21 protein-coding genes are annotated in these 21,020 nt (G+C 48.2%); 7 read left to right on the forward strand and 14 right to left on the reverse strand.

Annotation, left to right across the window (positions count from 1 at the left end; genetic code table 11):
- Nucleotides 1-2: 2 nt before the first annotated feature.
- The 5 genes from HV237_RS14085 to HV237_RS14105 are packed head-to-tail and all read right to left on the reverse strand — an operon-like array spanning nucleotide 3 to nucleotide 5,360.
- Entirely contained in the window at nucleotides 3-950 is a 948-nt protein-coding gene (locus HV237_RS14085; protein ID WP_047358601.1) for a sugar kinase, read from the reverse strand.
- A 4-nt stretch (nucleotides 951-954) separates the two neighbouring features.
- Nucleotides 955-1,791, reverse strand: coding sequence for a ketose-bisphosphate aldolase (locus tag HV237_RS14090; RefSeq protein WP_016152822.1), 837 nt, complete (start codon nucleotides 1,789-1,791; stop codon nucleotides 955-957).
- A gap of 24 nt (nucleotides 1,792-1,815) precedes the next feature.
- Nucleotides 1,816-2,859: an NAD(P)-dependent alcohol dehydrogenase gene (locus HV237_RS14095; RefSeq protein WP_047358600.1), complete on the reverse strand. Its 1,044-nt coding sequence runs from the start codon at nucleotides 2,857-2,859 to the stop codon at nucleotides 1,816-1,818.
- Nucleotides 2,860-2,876: 17 nt separating this feature from the next.
- Nucleotides 2,877-4,256, reverse strand: a complete 1,380-nt coding sequence (locus HV237_RS14100) for an MFS transporter (RefSeq protein WP_016152820.1) — start codon at nucleotides 4,254-4,256, stop codon at nucleotides 2,877-2,879.
- A gap of 27 nt (nucleotides 4,257-4,283) precedes the next feature.
- Nucleotides 4,284-5,360 carry a zinc-binding dehydrogenase gene (locus tag HV237_RS14105; RefSeq protein ID WP_047358599.1) on the reverse strand — a complete coding sequence of 359 codons (1,077 nt, stop codon included), beginning with the start codon at nucleotides 5,358-5,360 and terminating at the stop codon, nucleotides 4,284-4,286.
- 294 nt (nucleotides 5,361-5,654) lie between these two features.
- Between HV237_RS14105 and HV237_RS14110 the strand changes: the two genes are divergently transcribed.
- Together HV237_RS14110 and yajD are read left to right on the forward strand one after the other, a co-directional pair.
- Nucleotides 5,655-6,908, forward strand: coding sequence for a glycoside hydrolase family 18 protein (locus HV237_RS14110; protein WP_181541562.1), 1,254 nt, complete (start codon nucleotides 5,655-5,657; stop codon nucleotides 6,906-6,908).
- 93 nt (nucleotides 6,909-7,001) lie between these two features.
- Nucleotides 7,002-7,346: an HNH nuclease YajD gene (gene yajD / locus HV237_RS14115; protein WP_003832478.1), complete on the forward strand. Its 345-nt coding sequence runs from the start codon at nucleotides 7,002-7,004 to the stop codon at nucleotides 7,344-7,346.
- Nucleotides 7,347-7,390: 44 nt separating this feature from the next.
- Here the strand turns inward: yajD and HV237_RS14120 are convergent, their stop codons facing one another.
- Together HV237_RS14120 and msrB are read right to left on the reverse strand one after the other, a co-directional pair.
- On the reverse strand, nucleotides 7,391-7,666 hold the full coding sequence (locus HV237_RS14120) for a YeaC family protein (protein ID WP_016152817.1): 276 nt from the start codon (nucleotides 7,664-7,666) through the stop codon (nucleotides 7,391-7,393).
- A gap of 42 nt (nucleotides 7,667-7,708) precedes the next feature.
- Entirely contained in the window at nucleotides 7,709-8,122 is a 414-nt protein-coding gene (gene msrB / locus HV237_RS14125) for a peptide-methionine (R)-S-oxide reductase MsrB (protein WP_016152816.1), read from the reverse strand.
- 341 nt (nucleotides 8,123-8,463) lie between these two features.
- On the opposite strand from msrB, the gene gapA reads away from it, so the two are divergent.
- Together gapA and HV237_RS14135 are read left to right on the forward strand one after the other, a co-directional pair.
- On the forward strand, nucleotides 8,464-9,459 hold the full coding sequence (gene gapA / locus HV237_RS14130) for a glyceraldehyde-3-phosphate dehydrogenase (RefSeq protein WP_003030697.1): 996 nt from the start codon (nucleotides 8,464-8,466) through the stop codon (nucleotides 9,457-9,459).
- Nucleotides 9,460-9,658: 199 nt separating this feature from the next.
- Complete coding sequence (locus tag HV237_RS14135) at nucleotides 9,659-10,543, forward strand: D-hexose-6-phosphate mutarotase (RefSeq protein ID WP_047358597.1); 885 nt, start codon at nucleotides 9,659-9,661, stop codon at nucleotides 10,541-10,543.
- Between the two features lie 95 nt (nucleotides 10,544-10,638).
- Here HV237_RS14135 and HV237_RS14140 read toward each other — a convergent pair whose 3' ends face one another.
- The 4 genes from HV237_RS14140 to HV237_RS14155 all read right to left on the reverse strand — a co-directional run bounded on the left by HV237_RS14140 (nucleotide 10,639) and on the right by HV237_RS14155 (nucleotide 13,603).
- Nucleotides 10,639-11,493, reverse strand: a complete 855-nt coding sequence (locus tag HV237_RS14140; protein ID WP_047358596.1) for an aldo/keto reductase — start codon at nucleotides 11,491-11,493, stop codon at nucleotides 10,639-10,641.
- A gap of 178 nt (nucleotides 11,494-11,671) precedes the next feature.
- The gene (locus HV237_RS14145; RefSeq protein WP_047358595.1) at nucleotides 11,672-12,025 is read right to left on the reverse strand and encodes a hypothetical protein; all 354 of its coding nucleotides are present in this window, start codon (nucleotides 12,023-12,025) and stop codon (nucleotides 11,672-11,674) included.
- Between the two features lie 10 nt (nucleotides 12,026-12,035).
- Nucleotides 12,036-12,278 (reverse strand): hypothetical protein, encoded by a 243-nt coding sequence (locus HV237_RS14150; RefSeq protein ID WP_019076610.1) that lies wholly within the window; start codon nucleotides 12,276-12,278, stop codon nucleotides 12,036-12,038.
- A 578-nt stretch (nucleotides 12,279-12,856) separates the two neighbouring features.
- Nucleotides 12,857-13,603, reverse strand: a complete 747-nt coding sequence (locus HV237_RS14155) for a MipA/OmpV family protein (RefSeq protein WP_016152811.1) — start codon at nucleotides 13,601-13,603, stop codon at nucleotides 12,857-12,859.
- A 434-nt stretch (nucleotides 13,604-14,037) separates the two neighbouring features.
- Between HV237_RS14155 and yeaG the strand changes: the two genes are divergently transcribed.
- Entirely contained in the window at nucleotides 14,038-15,972 is a 1,935-nt protein-coding gene (gene yeaG / locus HV237_RS14160; RefSeq protein WP_016152810.1) for a protein kinase YeaG, read from the forward strand.
- Nucleotides 15,973-16,095: 123 nt separating this feature from the next.
- A complete protein-coding gene (locus HV237_RS14165) occupies nucleotides 16,096-17,379 on the forward strand; it encodes a YeaH/YhbH family protein (RefSeq protein ID WP_016152809.1) in 1,284 nt (427 codons plus the stop codon).
- A gap of 75 nt (nucleotides 17,380-17,454) precedes the next feature.
- On the opposite strand, the gene HV237_RS14170 is transcribed toward HV237_RS14165, so the two are convergent.
- Genes HV237_RS14170 through HV237_RS14180 form a run of 3 tightly spaced genes read right to left on the reverse strand, consistent with a single transcriptional unit; the run spans nucleotide 17,455 to nucleotide 19,324 of the window.
- A complete protein-coding gene (locus tag HV237_RS14170) occupies nucleotides 17,455-18,093 on the reverse strand; it encodes a CatB-related O-acetyltransferase (protein WP_016156305.1) in 639 nt (212 codons plus the stop codon).
- 35 nt (nucleotides 18,094-18,128) lie between these two features.
- Nucleotides 18,129-18,539 carry a hemerythrin domain-containing protein gene (locus HV237_RS14175; protein WP_016156304.1) on the reverse strand — a complete coding sequence of 137 codons (411 nt, stop codon included), beginning with the start codon at nucleotides 18,537-18,539 and terminating at the stop codon, nucleotides 18,129-18,131.
- Between the two features lie 14 nt (nucleotides 18,540-18,553).
- Nucleotides 18,554-19,324 (reverse strand): class I SAM-dependent methyltransferase, encoded by a 771-nt coding sequence (locus HV237_RS14180; protein ID WP_047358594.1) that lies wholly within the window; start codon nucleotides 19,322-19,324, stop codon nucleotides 18,554-18,556.
- Between the two features lie 165 nt (nucleotides 19,325-19,489).
- Here HV237_RS14180 and dgcJ point away from each other — a divergent pair, with 165 nt between their 5' ends.
- Entirely contained in the window at nucleotides 19,490-20,980 is a 1,491-nt protein-coding gene (dgcJ, locus tag HV237_RS14185) for a diguanylate cyclase DgcJ (RefSeq protein WP_047358593.1), read from the forward strand.
- Nucleotides 20,981-21,020: the final 40 nt, after the last annotated feature.

Genomic DNA, 21,020 nt, shown 5'->3' on the forward strand with positions numbered 1-21,020 from the left:
TATTATCCTTCATATTCATCGAGAAGTTGTTCAACCAGCTTTCTGTTCTTCACACCCGTCGTGGCCCCTACGCTCAAAACCGATATGGCCGCCGTTGCATTAGCAAACAGCGCGCACTCACGCAGTGTTTTGCCTTCAAGCAGCGCGGAAATAAATCCCGAGGCAAAATTGTCTCCCGCGCCGATAGTGTCGATGGCGGTAATTCCCGAAACGGCTGGAACCTCGATTTTCATATCGACACGTTTGATAAAGCAGCCTCTCTTGCCGGTCTTAATCACGACTGTTTTCACGCCGCAGTTCAGGAAACTGTCGGCAATGTCATCCAGCGTCTCTTTCCCGGTGAGCAGTTTGGCCTCCTCAAAATTAGGAAACAGATAATCCACGTAGCTCAATGCCTGTCGAATATCTTTCAGTGTTTCATTAAGCCGCGGTTTTATCATATCCGCACAGATAATTAACCGATGCGCTTTCGCCTGAGCGAAAATTGCCGTCAGTGCATCGCTATCCAGTAACGGGCTATTAAAAATACTCGCCAGCGACAGCAGCTTTGCTTGAGAGAAGCGGTCAAAATCAACATCGCTGATATTCAGCTTCCACAGGCTGCCGTTACGGTTAGTCACGAAAGTACGCTCGCCATCGGCGGTGACTAATCCCACGTTAATAGATGTATCAATTGCGGCATCCTGCTTCAGGCTCTGAATATCTATATTCTCCCGACGACAGTGGTCGAGAATAAAATGACCTGCTGCATCAGCACCTACCCGGCTCATTAACGCTGTACGATGACCGAGACGAGAAATAATAGTCGCTTCATTAATTGCGTCGCCGCCGGTTGTCATCGCTATTCTTTCTAACGGATAAGAATCAACATCAAAAATATTTTTACTCACCGGCTGTAAGGGAATATCAACAATAGCTGCCCCTATACAAATAACCTCGATATTATCCATGTTGTCATTCCGCTTTACCGTCAGAACCAAACAATTTAATTTTCTCCAGCGCGCGCTCTTTTACCGCTTTGCGAACTTCACGTTCAACGTGCAGGAAGGGCTGATTCTGGTTCTCCTGCACTGCCACCATGGCAGCCTGGCACAGTTCGGTATGAATGTTGATTTTAGAGATACCTAATGAAATGGCTTTTTTGATATCCGCATCGCTGATACCCGACGCACCATGCAACACCAGTGGCACGGATACGGCTTCCCGCACGCGTTTAACCACGTCGAAATTCAGTTTCGGCTCTGAGGTATAGACGCCGTGCTGGTTACCAATCGCCACCGCCAGAGAATCGCAGCCGGTACGCTCGACAAATTCCGCCGCCTGGTTCGGATCGGTATAGTGATAACCCGCCAGCGCTTCTTCGTACACCGTTTCATTGCCCACATGGCCCAGCTCAGCTTCGACCGGCACACCCAGCGGATGGAAAAAATCCACGGCCTCTTTTGTCAGACGAATATTCTCTTCGAAATCAAAGGCAGAGGCATCACGCATCAGCGAATTCATACCATGAGTCCAGGCGTTATGGATAATCTCCATGCTACGTCCGTGATCCCAGTGGGTAATAACTGGAACCGAGGCCTTTTTAGCCATTGAAACCATCATGTGCGAAAAATCTTCGAACGAGGTATTACCCACAAAACCAGTACCGAAAGAGATAATCACCGGCGATTTCGATTCTTCCGCCGCATCAATCACCCCCATTAGCATTTCCGCATTCCACACGTTAAAGTGAGCAATCGCATAATGTTTATTTTGGGCATCATTTTCCCAATATTTAATATCTGCCAGCATAGTTATTTCTCCCTTTCCGATAAATTAATGATTTACTTTAATTACGCCTTTAATAATTTCGCTTTTGTTATTCACGGATTCATCAAACGCGCGCTGAACATCTGCATAATCGTAAATATGCGTCACCATCGATTTCACATCGAACCGACCGGAGGATATGGCTTCAATAGTAACCGGATAGCGGTTGGCGTAACGGAAAACGGTCTGAATAGACACTTCACGGTTAATTTTGAGGAAATTAATTGCGGAATCACCAGGTACTGTACCAACGATCATGATTTTCCCGCCGCGCATCACCAGATACGGCGCCTGCTTAACGGTTATGGCTGAACCGGCAGTTTCGAAAACAATGTCCGCGCCCATATCGCCAGAAAACTGCTGGCAGCGGACAATGGTGTCCTCTTTTGCACCGTTTATAACGGTTGTCGCCCCGAGTTGTTCAGCCATCGCCAGACGTTTTTCCAGCACATCAACCACCGCGATCTCGGTTGCGCCCAAACATTTACACGCCTGCAAAGTCATTAAACCAATACACCCCGCCCCAAGAATGACGATTTTCTTACCCGGTTTAACGTCTGCCAGCATTGCAGCATGCATACCCACCGCCGCTGGTTCCACCAGCGCACCTTCCAGGGTGTCCATGTTATCGGGCAATTTGTAAGTGAAACTCTCCGGATGACACAGATAGTGGGTTAGCGCGCCGCGGTAGTTGGGCTGCGTAGCCATAAAATCGACGTCCGGGCAGATATTGTATTTCCCTTCCAGGCAGTAGCGGCATTGACCGCACGGTACACCGGGTTCAATATTCACCCGATCACCCGGTTTAAATTTGGTGACACGGTTCCCTACCGCCACCACCGTACCGGCGCATTCATGCCCCAAACCAATTTCCTGATTAGGATCTTTCGGCGGAATAAAAGGACCTGATTCAAAACCGTGAACATCTGAACCGCAAATACCAACGTATTCAACTTTGATCAGCACTTCATGCTCATTGGGCACCGGAATATCGGCGGCGATGATTTTCATCGTGCCCGGCGTTTTTAATATCGCTTTCGAGTTTTTCATTTTATTTCCCGTCAATATTATTTGCTGGTAACTGCATCAATCCCGAGACTTTCGACAGAGACGCCTTTGGTTTCAATTCCGATGGTAGCAATGGCAATGGCGACAATAATGGAAACCGCACCTAGCAGAACAAACACCCCTGTCACGCCGTAACCATTAAGTAATACTGCGACTGCATAAGGTGCGGCGATACCACTGACACGCCCGACAGCGTTGGCCAGTCCCGAACCGCGAAGTTTCGCTTCGGTCGGCCATATTTCCGGAACGTATACAGCGGAGGCATAACAAACATACATATAAACAAAAGTAATCAGGAAAAAACCGATTAATGTAATTAGCAGCATACTGGTTTGCAGCGAATAGATATAACCAAGAACAGCAATTAACACTAATAACCCCACCCCCATTGTTTTTCTCGGAATTTTATCCATTACCAGCATGGCGATAAAAATCCCAAATGGCGCACCGAACATGCTCATGGTATTTAAGACAATGGAGTCTTTCAGATTAATACCCTGGGTCATAAATATTGTCGGTAGCCAGTTAATTAAGGTGTACTGAACGACGTTCATGGCAATCAGAACAAAAGAACCCAAAATAACCCGCTTCAGCAGTACACCTGTTAATAAGGCGGAGTACGGTACAGAACGAGGTTGTTTACCATCATCCTTTATCACGACTGGCGGAAGAGGCTTACCGGTCTGTCGAATGACACCTTCTTCAATTGCCCGCATCACCTTTTCGGCTTCCTGGTAGCGCCCGCGAGACTCCAGCCAGCGAGGCGACTCAGGGAAACTGCGCCAGGCAATAACAGTTGCTATGAGCGACAGCACCGCAGGAATCAACAGCTGTACGCGCCAGTTCCATTCCGCGCTGATAAGTGGCGTCAGCCCCATCGCGATCAGTGAACAGAGCGGATAAGACCAGTTGCCGATAAACGAGACCCGACTCGACCAGGTACCACGATTTCTGCCAGGCATATATTCGGTAAACCCGGCAAATAAGGTGACCAGCAGCGCGCCTAATCCAACTCCCATCACAAAACGACAGGCGATCAGGAAGGTCATATTGGGTGAAAACGCACCAACGATCATAGAAAAAATATGAATCGCTTCATACAGAATAAATGCATTTTTACGCCCGATCTTATCGCCAATAATTCCCCCACCGAGCGCACCGAGAAACATTCCAGCCGTCGTAATGGCAGAGAATGTGGCGGTGGTGGAATTATCAGTCCAGCCAAGTTCTTTTAATTGCGCGAGAATTAATCCGCCGACGGCATTACTCCAGCAAACCAGTAATCCGAAGGCAACCATGGCAAACATAGACGTATGCCAGCGACAGTCAGGCAGCCTGTCCAACCTCGCGCCGCAGTGTGGTTTTGCTATCTGTTCCATCCGGGAACCTTCCTTTAATAAATGGGGTTATTCATCAAAGTCGTAGGTCATGATGACCTTAATCGCGGTCTTATCGACCATCGCGTCAAAACCTTCTCGCCATTGCGATAAGCCGATACGGTGAGTGATCATCGGTTTGACTTTTATCGCACCGCTAGCGAGCAGGCGAATAGCATTGCGCCAGGAAGTGGAATCGTAGGCCATATGACCAATGATGCTTTTATTCCACGCAGTGATGTCGTTAATAGAAAAATCGAGAGGTTTGAAGCCCATCCCCACGCGGACGACTTCACCGTTAGGACGCAGCATTTCGATAGATTGTTTCAGGGCTATATTGGCACCGGAACATTCGATGACCAGTCCCAGATTGTCTTTCCCGCAGATCTCCTGACAACGTGCGACCACATCTTCGGTTGAACCGTTGACAACAGCCGTGGCCCCCATTTCTTTGGCTATCGGGAAACGTACCGCGACATCGTCTTCCAGCCCAACCATCACGATATTAACGGCCCCCATAATGCGCGCCATTTGTACCGAAAAAAGTCCCAGCGGGCCGGTACCAAAAACCACCACATCCTGACCCGGAAGAAATTTGGATTGCTGGGCGATAGATTTGTAGGCATTGCAGATGGGATCGAGTACAGCCGCCTCTTCATAATCAACGCCTGTTGGGATTTCCCACAGCGCATGACGGTGAATTTTGAGGATCTCCCCAGGGACCAGACAGTATTTCGAAAACCCACCTCCCCAGGTATTGTTATCCAGACCTAAATTCACCTTTTCTGTACAACAAAGAAAATCACCTTGTTCGCAAGACGGACAAACGCCGCAGACGTGCCCGCTGTTGTCAGAAACCACTCGCTGACCGACTTTCCAGTCCTTAACCTTATCGCCAACCTGCACAATTTGGCCGGCAAATTCGTGACCACGAATCGAATTGAACTGGTCGGACCCACTTTCGACATTGTAGTGTTTCATGTCCGCGCCGCAGATAGCTGCCGCCTTGATTTCAATCACTACGTCTTCCGGGCCGCATATCGGTTCCGGGACATCAATCATCTTGTAGCCGCCAAAGCTCTTGCCAAATCTTGCCAGTGCTTTCATTGAATTTTCCTTTGTGTTTAGTTTTGCATCACCTGGCATCATACTTATCCATATAATTTTTGAGGTCAACACAAAATCTTTAAAACACAGATTATGATCTGCATTTCACAACTTAGATCACAAATAAGTGCCAAAATGAATTGAAAGCCAAAGACACAGCAGCCGCTTGGTTAAAATGACGTGAACACCTTCGCATTTTTCCTGTTATGAAACTGTTAACCTGCAGGTGCTGTTTTTTTCGCCACGCCATTTCCGTGGCGTGTTTGCTTGTTTAAATGTCAAAGAGGAACACCGATGAAACCATTGCCTTTGTTGGCAGCATTACCCCTGCTTTGCGCCAGCGTTGTTTCCGCCAGTTCACTGATGTCAGTTGGCTACTTCAATGGTGGCGGCGACGTCACTGCCGGTCCTGGTGGTGACATCAATAAACTGGATGTTCGTCAGATAACCCATCTCAACTATTCGTTTGGCCTTGTCTACAACAACGAAAAAGACGAGACCAATGACGCCTTAAAAGACGCCAGTAAGCTGCATCAGATTTGGCTTTCACCGAAAGTGCAGGATGATTTACTGAAAATTCCACAGCTGCGTAAACAGAATCCGAACCTGAAAGTATTGCTTTCCGTCGGTGGTTGGGGGGCTCGTGGATTCTCCGGCGCGGCAGCAACGAAAGAATCGCGCGCGGTGTTTATTCAGTCTGCTCAGGAGATAATTGCGAAATATGGCCTTGATGGCATCGACCTCGACTGGGAATATCCGGTCAACGGCGCCTGGGGACTGGTCGAAAGTCAACCGGCCGACCGAGCTAACTTTACCGCGCTGTTAAAAGAGCTCCGCGCCGCATTGGGGCATAAAAAACTACTGACTATCGCCGTGGGCGCAAATGCGGAAAGCCCGAAAAGCTGGGTGGATGTGAAAGCCATTGCGCCATCGCTCGACTACATAAACCTGATGACCTATGACATGGCTTACGGTACGCAGTATTTCAACTCGAACCTGTACGATTCGACACAATGGCCGACAGTCGCCGCGGCGGATAAGTACAGCGCTGATTTTGTGGTCAACAACTATCTTGCTGCCGGTCTAAAAGCGAGTCAGATGAACCTGGGCATTGGTTTTTATGGTCGCGTACCGAAACGCGCTGTTGAGCCAGGCATTGACTGGAGCAAACCTGACGCACAGAAAAATCCTGTTACCCAGCCCTATTTCGGGCCCGCGCAAATTGAATTGTTCAAATCACTGGGCGTCGATCTGAGCAAAGATACCTATGTGAAGTACAACGATATCGTGGCGAAATTGATCAACGATCCGCAGAAGCGCTTTAGCCAGCATTGGGATGATGAAGCAAAAGTGCCGTGGCTGTCAGTGCAGTCTGTGGAGGGAAAAGCGCTCTTTGCCCTCTCTTATGAAAACCCGCGCTCGGTAGCGATCAAGGCTGACTATATCAAGAGCAAGGGGCTGGGAGGCGCCATGTTCTGGGAATACGGTGCGGATGACCAAAACCAGTTGGCGAAGCAGCTAGCCGATTCGTTAGGCATCAAACACTGATCCCAACGCCTGACACAATAGGTTATGATTATCGCATTCTGCTGCGCCAGCTTTTGGCGCAGCTTTTCATTTTCTACTAGAGGCATGAGCTTTATGGCTTTTATCCCTAAAAATTACGCCCGTCTGGAAGTCGGTTACCGGGAAAAGGCGCTTAAACTCTTCCCCTGGGTCTGCGGACGTTGTTCCCGTGAGTTCGTGTACTCAAATTTGCGCGAATTGACGGTACACCATATCGATCACGATCACTCCAATAACCCGGAAGATGGTAGTAACTGGGAAATGTTGTGCCTGTACTGCCACGATCACGAACATTCCAAATATACGGAAGCGGACCAGTATGGTTCAACGGTGGTTGCAGGCGAAGATGCGCAGAAAGCGGTGGGCGAAGCGAAATATAATCCGTTCGCCGATCTGAAGGCGATGATGAACAAGAAATAACTTCAACTGCCGGCCCGACATAGATGTTTGCCGGGCCTGAGTAATCAGGATTTAAACGTCGCAATGGGTTCGGGCGTAATACCAAACTCCACTTTCAACTGCTGCTTACTCTTCATCACCATCTCACCATTGGTATCAATCGTCATATGCTGCGCGTCAATATTGTTTCGTGCCTGCCATAACATCACCAGCTGTAAGCAGTTCTCTTTTTGTTCTGCCGTTAGCGCCACGCCATCCGGCCATTTTCCGAGTTCAACGGCAGTTGATAAGCGCTGATAAACTTCCGGCGTCATGCTGTTGATCATCTCATCAAGATTCATGTTAAATCCACTCTCCGTAGAATAATTTGCTGAATCGTTTCTTCAGCCTTTGGTCTGCTCACCGTTTTCACCATCGGTGAAGTTCAAAGAGGCAGAGTTAACGCAGTAACGTTCACCGGTAGGTTGCGGACCATCCGGGAAAACGTGCCCCAGATGCGCATCACAGTTACCACAGCGGATTTCAATGCGCTGCATACCGTGTGAAGTATCTTTAATGTAACGGATAGCCTCTGCGCTGACAGGCTCGTAAAAGCTGGGCCAGCCGCAGCCAGAGTCATATTTTGTCTCGGAACGAAATAGCGGTTTGTCACAGACCAAACAGTGGTAGATGCCGTCACGCTTGTTGTGCAGCAAACGCCCGGTAAATGGCGGTTCTGTCCCGTGATTCTGCGTCACGTAGAACTGCATTTCGGTTAAATTTTTTTTTAGTTCTTCTGGAGAAGGTTGATTAGCCATTTGCTCACATCTCGCTTTATCTAAACTCACATCGCGAGACAGATTCTAACAAAACATTAACACCAGAGTGCGAACTTTTGTTCTAAACTTGATCCGTGCGAAATGGCAGCCTGCAATTCGTGATCACAATCACGTTTTTATCTTGATTGCCCTTTAAAATTCGGGCCGCCGACCCCATGTGGTTTCAAGCCCAAAGGAAGAGTGAGGCGAGTCAGTTGCGCAAAGCTTAAGCAGCAGATTGATTTGTCGCAATGATTGACACGATTCCGCTTGACGCTGCGTAAGGTTTTTGTAATTTTACAGGCAACCTTTTATTCACTAACAAATAGCTGGTGGAATATATGACTATCAAAGTAGGTATCAACGGTTTTGGCCGTATCGGTCGCATTGTTTTCCGTGCTGCTCAAGAACGCTCTGACATCGAGATCGTTGCAATCAACGACCTGTTAGACGCTGACTACATGGCTTACATGCTGAAATATGACTCCACTCACGGCCGTTTCAACGGTACCGTTGAAGTGAAAGACGGTCATCTGATCGTAAACGGTAAAAAAATCCGTGTTACCGCTGAACGTGATCCGGCTAACCTGAAATGGGACGAAGTTGGTGTTGACGTAGTAGCTGAAGCTACTGGCCTGTTCCTGACAGATGAAACCGCTCGTAAGCACATCACTGCTGGCGCGAAAAAAGTGGTTCTGACTGGTCCGTCCAAAGATAACACTCCGATGTTTGTTAAAGGCGCTAACTTTGACAAATACGAAGGTCAGGACATCGTTTCTAACGCTTCCTGCACCACTAACTGCCTGGCTCCGCTGGCTAAAGTTATCAACGACAACTTCGGCATCATCGAAGGTCTGATGACTACTGTTCACGCGACCACCGCTACTCAGAAAACCGTTGATGGCCCGTCTCACAAAGACTGGCGCGGCGGCCGCGGCGCATCCCAGAACATCATCCCGTCCTCTACCGGTGCTGCTAAAGCTGTAGGTAAAGTACTGCCAGAACTGAACGGCAAACTGACTGGTATGGCGTTCCGCGTTCCTACCCCGAACGTATCTGTTGTTGACCTGACCGTTCGTCTGGAAAAAGCTGCTTCTTACGAAGAAATTAAGAAAGCAATCAAAGCTGCTTCCGAAGGCCCGATGAAAGGCGTTCTGGGTTACACCGAAGACGACGTAGTATCTACCGATTTCAACGGTGAAGTTTGCACTTCCGTGTTCGATGCTAAAGCTGGTATCGCACTGAACGACAACTTCGTGAAACTGGTATCCTGGTACGACAACGAAACCGGCTACTCCAACAAAGTTCTGGACCTGATTGCTCACATCTCCAAATAAGTTGAGATGAAACAGTAATCTGTAAGAGCGACTCAGGTCGCTCTTTTTTTTGCCTGAAGATACCCGTCATACTTCAAGTTACCGGTGTGTTGGCAATGCTCTCTCACCCGAATCACTTACTTCTGTAAGCTCATCGGGATCGTTCACTTGCCGCCGTCCTGCAACTCGAATTATTTAGGGTAAAAAAAAGGATTGCATAATGATTAATAAAATTTTTGCACTTCCGGTAATCGAACAAATTACCCCGGTCCTCTCCCGCCGCCAGCTTGATGAACTTGAGATTCTTGTGGTCGATCATCCACAGGTTAAAGCATCTTTCGCACTGCAGGGCGCACATCTTCTTTCCTGGAAACCCAACGGCGAAGAGGAAGTCCTGTGGCTAAGTAACAATACCCCGTTTAAAGCCGGCGTAGCGCTGCGTGGCGGCGTACCAATTTGCTGGCCGTGGTTTGGTCCGGCTGCTCAGCAGGGCCTGCCTTCTCATGGTTTTGCCCGCAACCTGCCATGGACGCTGAAAGCGCACAATGAAGACGACAATGGCGTGGTGCTGACGTTTGAATTGCAAAGCAACGCTGAAACGCGTCAGCTATGGCCGCACGAGTTCTGCCTGCTGGCCCGTTTCAAAGTAGGTGCCACCTGTGAAATGGAACTGGAAGCCCACGGTGAATTTGAAACCACCTCTGCGCTGCATACCTATTTCAACGTCGGTGACATTGCGGCAATAAAAGTCAGTGGACTTGGCGATCGCCTGATCGACAAAGTGAATGATGCTAAAGAAGATGTGCTGGCTGATGGTATCCAGACCTTCCCGGACCGCACCGATCGTGTCTATCTGAATCCGCAAGCGTGCAGCGTTATCCATGATGATGCGCTCAACCGCAATATCGACGTCGTCCATCACCACCATCTGAATGTCGTGGGCTGGAACCCGGGTCCGGCGCTGTCCGTTAGCATGGGCGACATGCCGGATGACGGCTATAAAACGTTTGTTTGCGTAGAGACGGCTTACGCAACCGCGCCGCAGAAAACCCGCGAAGAAAAACCATCACGCCTGGCACAAACTATCCGCGTTGCTAAACGCTAAAATTGTGTCTGTAGCCTGACGGAACTTGCGCCTTATCCGGCCTACCAAACATTGCGTTGGCCGGATAAGAAGCGTGAGCATCGCCATTCGGCAAATCAGGCCATATCCAGCGCCGTTTTACCCTTTGGCGCTGGATATGCCTTATCTAACTGCTTCAGCTCATCAACAGAGAGCGTTATCTCCAGCGCGGCGGCATTTTGTTCGACATGCGCTATGCTTGCCGCTTTTGGAATCGCCATCACGCCCGGCAGACGGATCACCCATGCCAGCAAAATCTGCGCAGCACTAACATTGTGCGCGTGCGCGATGTCGTTCACCACAGAGTGAGAAAGCAAGTCACCGCGCAATCGCCCCGCCTGAGCCAGCGGACTGTAAGCCATAACCGGCATCTGCTGCTGCTGGCACCACGGCAGTAAATCATATTCAATACCGCGCGATGCTAAATGATAAAGCACCTGGTTAGTGGCACATTCCCGCCCACCTGTGACTTGCCATAACGCCTGCATGTCATCGTAATCGAGATTAGAGACGCCCCAGCGGCGGATTTTCCCCTGCGCAATGAGTGCTTCCATGGCATCAACGGTCTCAGCAAATGAAAAACTGCCCGTCCAGTGGAGCAAATAGAGATCCAGATAATCGGTTTTTAGTCGACGCAGGCTCGCCTCACAGGCGGCAATGGCTTTCTGACCACCGGCATTCCAGGGGTATACTTTCGAGACTAAAAAAGCGCTATCACGACGCCCGATTAATGCTTCACCCACTACCTCTTCCGCCGCACCATCTGCATACATTTCGGCGGTATCGATCAACCGCAGACCGAGATCCAGGCCAGCCCGCAGCGCTGAAACCTCTTCCCGGCGTCGGCCAGGATCCTCGCCCATGTACCATGTTCCCTGCCCAATAGCAGGCAGCGATACCTGCTTTGTAAACATCACCTGTTTCGCTGTCATCGCGCCCTCCTGTGTTAATGCACCACAGTAAAGCAAAACAACTGGCATGTGTCCTGTTAGGGTGCACAAATTGCACCTTCTAAGATTGGAAGTTGACCGCTATGGCAACGGCAATAAAAAACCCGGGAACAAACAATGCTCCCGGGCCGAATGACAGAAAATCTTAACTGCACTGCGGTTATTTTAAGCGACCTAAATATTTCCCCTCTTTCATCGCGTTAATTTTCCCGTTTTTATAGACGATGACGGAAATCAAGTCCGCGCTATAAGACTGAGCGTCTGCATTGTTCTCATCATTTGCCGCAGCTTTGCCATTAATATATGCAATACCATCAGCGCCACGTTTAAAGTCTACACCCAGTTTATTCACATGCACGGGTGTGATTTTACTGGCGTGCACCGGAGCATTAGCATCGCTGACCATCGTTTTATGTTCATGCTGTAACTGCTGACGGTAAGCCTCGCTGATGGCATAGGCTGGTGCAGCAGCAGAAGTTGCGACCAGTACAGCGATAATTATTAATTTCTTCATGAGTTACACCTTAATAATTATTGTGTTTGTGGTGATGACTGGAATTAGTATCATTTGAGTTATATACGTTTTGCGCGTTCTCCATAGCTTGTTTTTCAGCTACGGCATTGATTGTCGCCTGACGGTTTTGCTCAGCGATATAGCAGGCATCGCGGCTCACGCCCTTGCTTTCGCAAGCACTCATGCGTGAAGCCTCGGTGGAACATCCCGTCAGAATCCCACCCATCACTGCTATCATGATTAACTTTTTCATTATCTCTACCAGGTTTATTCGCAAGAAAACCACATGACATTTAATATCTGAGCCATGCAGCGTTACTGTCTTTACTTATTAAGTTGGAGTAATATCTGCAATCGCTTATTTAATGTCAATTTTAATTTTTTCAGATAAATACCTAAAAGATGTAAAATAAAAATTAACTTAATGATTTTATTTTTTCAAATGAAAGTTAACTTTCATCGTCTCACAAAAATAATAAAATAGTTATCTTGCTATTTTTAGTGGCGAGAGTTTCACGATAAAATTATACCGTGATTATAAAATAGAATATTATCAATATATTGCGAAACCAGAAATCACTCTCCCAGAACAATAATTCGTGAAACTGTACAGATACTCTTCCATTCACAAACGAATAGATTTCAGTCTCATCAAACAACAGGTTTAATTTTGGTAATTGCGGCAGGAAAAATACGTTAACTATTTGTTGCGACCGATGTAATGCCAAAACAGCACAAAAAATCAAATCACATGTTTTGGATCAATATTCATCTCTGATATGCACAAAAAAGCCCGCATCTCTGCGGGCGAGTGTTTGACACACAGTGGTATCAGAACTTGTAGGTAACACCCGTTGAAATCAGACCCGTCCAGGATTTGTCCACCATCGGGCTGTCTGTCACTTCATCAGACAGGCGGGTATAACGCGCAGTACCGTATACGCTCCAGTTGCCCAGGAAGTTATAGTTTGCGCTGAGCTCCAGATACGGGTTCCAGGAGCTTTCAGGATCGTAGCTACGCAAGCCGCTACGGGCAGATTCATGGCGTGAAACACCATAATAGTATTCATTCTGGTTTTCACTGTTCCACTCGACACCAATCCCCGGAGTCAACGTCAGACCGCCATTGGTATAGCGGTATAACCACGCCAGATCCCATACAATACCATTGCTGTTATCCAGCGTGTCCCCTGCAAGGCTGGTACGCAGGAAACCGTATTGCGTGTTGTGAATGTAAGAAAGGCCAGCCATCATGGTGCTCTTACGTTTATCCAGACTACGCAGACGGTTGTCGTCGCTGTCACCCGGTTTGAAGTACATTGGCGACCAATAGGCCATCACCGACAGCTTATCGGTATCGTCATTCCACAGGTAGTAACCACCGCCCAGACCACGGAACCAGAAGTTATCGCTTTCATAAGTCACAACCGGGACCGGGTAAACGTCACTATCGTAATCTTTGTAAGGGTGCTCAACCACACCAACGCCTGCGCCCAGCGTCAGGTTGCTCTCTGCCTGTGCGACGTTAGCGGAAGTGGCGATAAGCACGCTAAGTGCCAGAAGTTTGAGTTTGGTCACAGTCAATAATTCCTTATTTAAATGTGTAGCGGTCAAAGTTTAACCGTCAATACGCTTCAGCCCAACTATTTTACGGATTCGCCCCAGAATGTAACCCCCTAATTTCTCAGCGAGTGATGACATTTTGCTTGCAGGACAGTGAACACCGCATGAATCCTGCCCCATAGATTTACAAAAGATATGCTTTTTTTGCTGATGAGTTATTGATATGCCATTGAAATTCATTTGCGCACACAGGCAAGTTTTGCAAATGCCATCTACGCTTAATTTTAGAAGGTGTATCACCGAATACGTTGATCTCCTGACCACCACAATGGCATGAGAGTTGCTTATTTCTTCAGCAGCGACGTCGTTCAGTTTACCTCTTCAGGGGCCTCTACTATTCATATGAACGGCTCTTAACATGTGCTAAAAAAACGAAAGGACGGCATACCATGAATATATTCGATCACTATCGCCAGCGTTATGAAGCTGCCAAGGACGAAGAGTTCACGCTGCAGGAGTTTCTTACCACTTGTCGGCAAGATCGCAGCGCTTATGCCAATGCGGCAGAGCGGCTATTAATGGCTATTGGTGAGCCTGTCATGGTCGACACTGCCCACGAACCTCGTCTTTCTCGACTCTTTTCGAATCGGGTGATTGCACGATACCCCGCTTTTGAAGAGTTTTATGGCATGGAAGAGGCCATTGAGCAGATTGTTTCTTATTTGAAGCATGCGGCTCAGGGTCTGGAAGAGAAGAAGCAGATTCTGTATCTGCTGGGGCCTGTGGGAGGGGGGAAATCATCTCTTGCTGAGCGGCTGAAGTCGCTGATGCAGCGAGTACCGATTTATGTCCTGAGCGCCAACGGCGAACGTAGCCCGGTAAACGATCATCCGTTATGCCTGTTTAACCCACAGGAAGATGCGCAGATCCTGGAAAAAGAGTATGGGATCCCGCGTCGTTATCTCGGTACGATCATGTCGCCCTGGGCTGCAAAACGTCTGCATGATTTTGGCGGGGACATTACAAAATTCCGCGTTGTCAAAGTCTGGCCGTCTATTCTGGAGCAGATCGCTATCGCCAAAACGGAGCCTGGTGATGAAAACAACCAGGATATCTCTGCGCTGGTCGGGAAAGTGGATATTCGTAAACTCGAACACCACGCCCAGAACGATCCTGATGCCTACGGTTATTCGGGCGCACTGTGCCGCTCAAACCAGGGGATTATGGAGTTCGTTGAGATGTTTAAAGCACCAATTAAAGTGCTGCATCCTCTGCTGACCGCAACCCAGGAAGGAAACTACAACGGGACAGAAGGTATCTCTGCCCTGCCGTTTAACGGAATTATTCTCGCCCACTCGAACGAGTCCGAATGGGTGACGTTCCGTAATAATAAAAACAATGAGGCGTTCCTTGACCGTGTTTACATCGTCAAAGTGCCTTATTGCCTGCGGATCTCCGAAGAGATCAAAATTTACGAAAAACTGCTTAACCACAGTGAGCTGACCCATGCGCCTTGCGCACCGGGCACGCTGGAAACGCTCTCTCGCTTTACCATTCTTTCTCGCCTGAAAGAGCCTGAGAACTCGAGCATTTACTCGAAGATGCGTGTTTACGATGGGGAAAGCCTGAAAGATACCGATCCAAAAGCGAAGTCCTATCAAGAGTATCGGGATTACGCCGGGGTCGATGAGGGAATGAACGGTCTTTCCACGCGCTTCGCGTTTAAGATCCTCTCACGCGTCTTTAACTTTGACCACGCCGAAGTGGCAGCTAACCCGGTGCATCTGTTCTACGTACTGGAGCAGCAAATCGAGCGCGAACAGTTCCCGCAGGAGCTGGCAGAACGTTACCTTGAGTTCCTGAAAGGCTATCTGATCCCGAAATATGCTGAGTTCATTGGCAAAGAGATCCAGACGGCTTATCTCGAATCCTATTCCGAATATGGACAAAACATTTTCGACCGTTATGTCACTTATGCGGATTTCTGGATTCAGGATCAGGAGTATCGCGACCCGGATACCGGTCAGCTGTTTGACCGCGAGTCGTTGAACTCAGAACTCGAGAAAATTGAGAAACCGGCGGGTATCAGTAACCCCAAAGATTTCCGTAACGAGATCGTCAACTTTGTTCTGCGTGCCAGAGCGAATAACAGCGGTCGCAATCCAAACTGGACCAGTTACGAAAAACTGCGCACGGTCATTGAGAAGAAAATGTTCTCCAATACCGAGGAGCTGCTGCCGGTCATTTCGTTCAACGCCAAAACCTCAACTGACGAGCAGAAAAAACACGACGATTTTGTCGACCGGATGATGGAAAAAGGCTACACGCGTAAGCAGGTACGTTTACTGTGCGAATGGTATTTGCGCGTACGTAAATCGTCTTAAAAAAAGTGCCCGGAGGCGCGTACGCTTGCCGGGCCTACAATACACATCCGTAGGCCGGATATGCTCAGCGCATCCGGCGTTACTGATGTAGCATAAAGTTGGCAAATGCAGTACGGGGGGCTTATGACCTGGTTTATTGACCGGCGTCTTAACGGCAAAAACAAGAGCACGGTAAACCGCCAGCGCTTCTTACGCCGTTATAAATCGCAAATTAAACAGTCGATCTCCGAGGCCATTAACAAGCGTTCGGTGACTGATGTGGATAGCGGCGAATCTGTCTCTATTCCGACTGATGATATTAGCGAACCGATGTTCCATCAGGGGCGTGGCGGCTTGCGCCATCGCGTGCATCCGGGTAACGACCATTTTGTGCAGAACGACCGCATTGAACGCCCGCAGGGCGGCGGCGGTGGTTCAGGAAGCGGACAAGGCCAGGCCAGCCAGGATGGCGAGGGTCAGGATGAGTTCGTCTTCCAGATCTCTAAAGATGAATATCTCGATCTGTTGTTCGAAGATTTAGCACTTCCTAACCTGAAGCAGAATCAGCAGCGTCAATTAACGGAGTACAAAACGCACCGGGCAGGTTTCACCTCTAACGGCGTGCCTGCCAACATTAGCGTGGTGCGCTCCCTGCAAAACTCACTGGCGCGCCGCACAGCGATGACGGCAGGTAAGCGTCGCGAATTGCATGCGCTCGAAGCGGATCTGGAAACCATCGCAAAAAGTGAACCAGCGCAGTTGCTGGAAGAGGAACGGTTACGCAAAGAGATTGCCGAACTACGGGCAAAAATCGAACGCGTGCCGTTTATCGACACCTTTGATTTACGCTACAAGAATTATGAAAAACGGCCCGATCCTTCCAGCCAGGCAGTGATGTTCTGTCTGATGGACGTTTCCGGTTCAATGGATCAGTCGACCAAAGATATGGCCAAGCGTTTTTATATCTTGCTGTATCTGTTCTTGAGTCGGACCTACAAAAACGTGGAAGTGGTTTATATTCGCCACCATACCCAGGCGAAAGAGGTGGATGAGCACGAGTTCTTCTACTCTCAGGAAACCGGGGGAACCATTGTCTCCAGCGCGCTGAAGTTAATGGATGAAGTGGTAAAAGACCGTTACGACCCGGCTCAGTGGAACATCTATGCCGCACAGGCCTCGGACGGTGATAACTGGGCGGATGATTCCCCGTTGTGTCATGAGATTCTGGCGAAAAAACTGCTGCCGATGGTGCGATATTATAGCTATATCGAAATCACCCGTCGCGCGCACCAGACCTTGTGGCGTGAATACGAACATCTGCAATCAACGTTTGAAAACTTTGCGATGCAGCATATCCGCGACCAGGATGATATTTATCCGGTCTTTCGCGAACTGTTTCATAAGCAAAGTACAACCAGCAATAGCTAACCACATACATAAATCAGCCAGAGGTTATCTCCTCTGGTTGATTTTTATGACCTCGCGTTTCAACCACATGTTATGTCATTTAGCATTTTGTCTCAGGCTAGCCACTTCCACTTCGAGCGCGGAAATATCGCCAGAAGACAACAGCGGTTGCATTTTCACGAGCGACTCTTCCGGAAGTTGATACAAATTAAGAGCCAGTATTCGTTCAATATCCCCCACCGGCAGGCGATATTTTATTATTTTTGCCGGATTGCCGCCGACTACCGCATACGGTGGCACATCTTTAGTCACCACAGCACCTGCTGCGACAACAGCGCCTTCCCCGAGCGTAACGCCTGGCATGATCATGGCGCGCATGCCTAACCAGCAACCATCATGCAACACCGTGTCACCCCGAAACTCGTAGGCATCTTTGATCGACGCCATAAAGGGATAAAGACTGATCCAGTCAAGCCGATGCGTACTATTTCCCCCCATCAGAATAACGCTCTCAGCGCCAATGCAGACGAAATTCCCAATAATCAACTTATCCAAATGCCCAAGCGGTTCCCAGTCCCGGCTGATCTCATCACCGAGTAAATACCGCACCACCGAACGTTCGAATCCATGATCCCAGCAGTCACTGTAATAGCTATGCGTACCCTTAATAACTATATTAGGGTTGGTCACTGTCTGATGAAGGTACTCCATTCTCGACCAGTGTTTTTCTGACACTTCGCCATCCTTTTATCATTGTGTTTTAAAACACCCTACATCCTTTCCACCAGCGGATAGAAGTCTTTATTTTCTTTTTGCATACGCTCATACACTTTGCGTAGAACATTGTTGGCATCACGTCTGAATGCCTCATCATTACCTTTTAATTTACTGGCAATATTCCAGCGCCGGGAAAAAACTTCATATTCGCTGACGATATCCGTCATTTCACGTTGAAATTTTGAGCTAACCTGTCTGAGCGTACTATTTCCATCCTGCTCAATATGTGGATAAAGGAACTGATCTTCAGCAAACAAATGTGTTTTTATAATGGCACTCATGCTAACGATCGCAGTTGCAATTTCCTGGGCATTGGATGATACGCCTGCATGGCTCAAGGTACGTAGAAATGATATTTTTTCCAGAATTTCAACATGCTGATTTTTCATTTTATCAATATTCATCCGTTTATCCTTTTTTATTTTCCCTTTACGGAGCAGCAGGCAATGTAGTTTAGCTGGTGACGTTGCGAACGGAAGAAGCGAAACATTTTCAGGAACCGGCGACGATTTTCGCGTGTGCGTAAGCCGTTAAACACAATTTTAACCGCCCCAGTCAGCCCTTCATCACGAATTAATCCTCGCGGCGACATCAGCGACATATCACCATTCTGCTGCAAGACCTGTGCAAACCCACCGTTCAGAAATAAATCGCGCCAGCCTTGGCTGGTCATCGGGCTAACGTTTGATTTCACTACCTCTACAAGCTGGCCCTGCTCGCCCGTGCCCAGTTTTTGTGCGGTGAACATAATGTCGTGAGTTAACAGACGCCCGCCGGGCTTCAATACGCGATAATATTCGGCAATTAACTTCGCCTTCGCTTTATCGGCATACATTGTCAGCATGGCTTCGTTGATCACAACGTCGAAACTGTTATCCGCAAATGGAAGGGTGTTAGCGTTAGCTGCCATAACGTGAATGTGATTTTCCAGACCATTTGCCGCCACGTTATTTCTGGCGTTTGCCAGTGCGGTTTTATCCATATCAATGGCGTATACCGTACAGCCAAAGCGTTGAACTAACTCTATCGCCGTCGTGGCCATGTTACACGCCACTTCCAGCACCTGGCTGTCGGGCGTCAGCTGTGACTGGCTGAACAACCACTCTGTTGCTTCAACGCCCCCCGGACGCAGACGGGTTTTGCCCAAGCTGGCTAAGAACGTATGGCCCGCTTTATCAGTCGCGCTCATCTGCTTGTCTCCTTTCTTATAAGTTGCATTATAAATACAACAATAAGAGTTAAAGGTGAAGCACGCGAATGATTTTTATTACAAAATGCCCTTCCCAGTAGCGTTAGAGCGGATGTATGCCGTGTGATAGACTGAAGTATCAGACTTACAGGGCTGTACATCATTATGCAATTGCATCATAAAGCGCTCAGGCTCTTTATCTCCGTCAGCGTAGTTGTTTTGACGTTTTCTTTTTTGGTTTATGAGCTCATTGCCAGCGATAAAGCAATGAATGCGTACATGCGCTATATCAATGAGAAAGCCGACTCATCGTTTCTCTATGATAAGTATACTAATCAAAGTATTGCAGCCCATCTGATGCGCACATTTTCATCCCCCCAGGTACCCGCTTCTATCGAGCAACAAAAAGCACTTTGCAACGCTTTCGACAGCGTTAACGGCACTCATGGGCTCAACCTCACCCAGCATAACTACCTACCATTACACGGTACGTTGCAAACCCCCACCACAAAATGTAGCGAGAAACTTGAAGACATATTTCTACTGCCCTCTTTTGACCGGGCGGTAAACGTTAATCGTGAGCAGAAAGATTACGGTCATGGTTTAGGTATGCAGGAGTATAAATTTCGATATTACGTCGATCTCAAAAATAACTACGTCTATTTCTTTGATCTGGTCGACTCGCGGAAATTTGCGATACACAACTGGTCGTTTTTGCAAAAAGGAAACCTGGGTATCAACCAGAATGATATTGACGGTATTTTCACTGGCCGCACGGTAATCTCCCGTATTTATGAAGATAACCTGACCGAGAAAAAAGTGATGAGCTTTTTAACACCGGTCTACTATGCCGGTAAGTTAAAAGGCGTGGTGATGGTGGATATTAACAAAGAGAATTTAAAGAATATTTTCTATACCAGCGACCGCCCTCTCGTCTGGCGCTATCTTAACGTGACGCTTTCGGACATCAACTCAGGTAAAGAGATACTCGTTCACCAAAGTGAGAACAACCTGTTTAGCTATGTTCACTACCAGGAGGACATGCCCGGCGGTATACGCATCACCTTATCGCTTGATTTTATGTACTTTATTGTCTCCTCCTGGAAAGTATTCGCCTTCTATCTGCTGGCGACAATACTGTTGCTGAATATGGTCAGAACGCATTTTCGGCTGTATCACAACGTCACGCGTGAAAATATCAGTGACGCGATGACCGGGCTCTACAACCGCAAAATTTTAACGCCGACGCTCGAACAGCGTTTACAGCAGTTGGTAAACGCGGGCACCCTCGTGACCTTTATCGCCATTGATTGCGATAAACTAAAAGTCATTAATGATACGCAGGGGCATAAGGAAGGCGATCGAATTATCACCATTCTGGCTAGAGCCATTCAAACCTCGATTCGCAAAAACGACTATGCCATACGCCTCGGTGGGGATGAGTTTTGCATTATCCTCATCGATTACCCCGCTGAATTAACGCCTCGTCTGCTGGAGAGGATTCGCTATAACTTACAAATTATTGCGCAAGATAGAGCAATCAGCTTCTCCGCAGGGATTTATAATATGCAGCCAAACGACACCATTGATGATGCCTACAAAGCATCCGATGCACAGCTCTACCTGAACAAACAGAAAAAACGCGCGGATGCGTAATCATTTTTCTGACAGGATTTTCATTGTTGTACCAGGAGTA

Origin of the sequence: Citrobacter sp. RHBSTW-00570, from assembly GCF_013739755.1 — a bacterium.
GTDB classification, from domain to species: Bacteria; Pseudomonadota; Gammaproteobacteria; order Enterobacterales; family Enterobacteriaceae; genus Citrobacter; species Citrobacter braakii.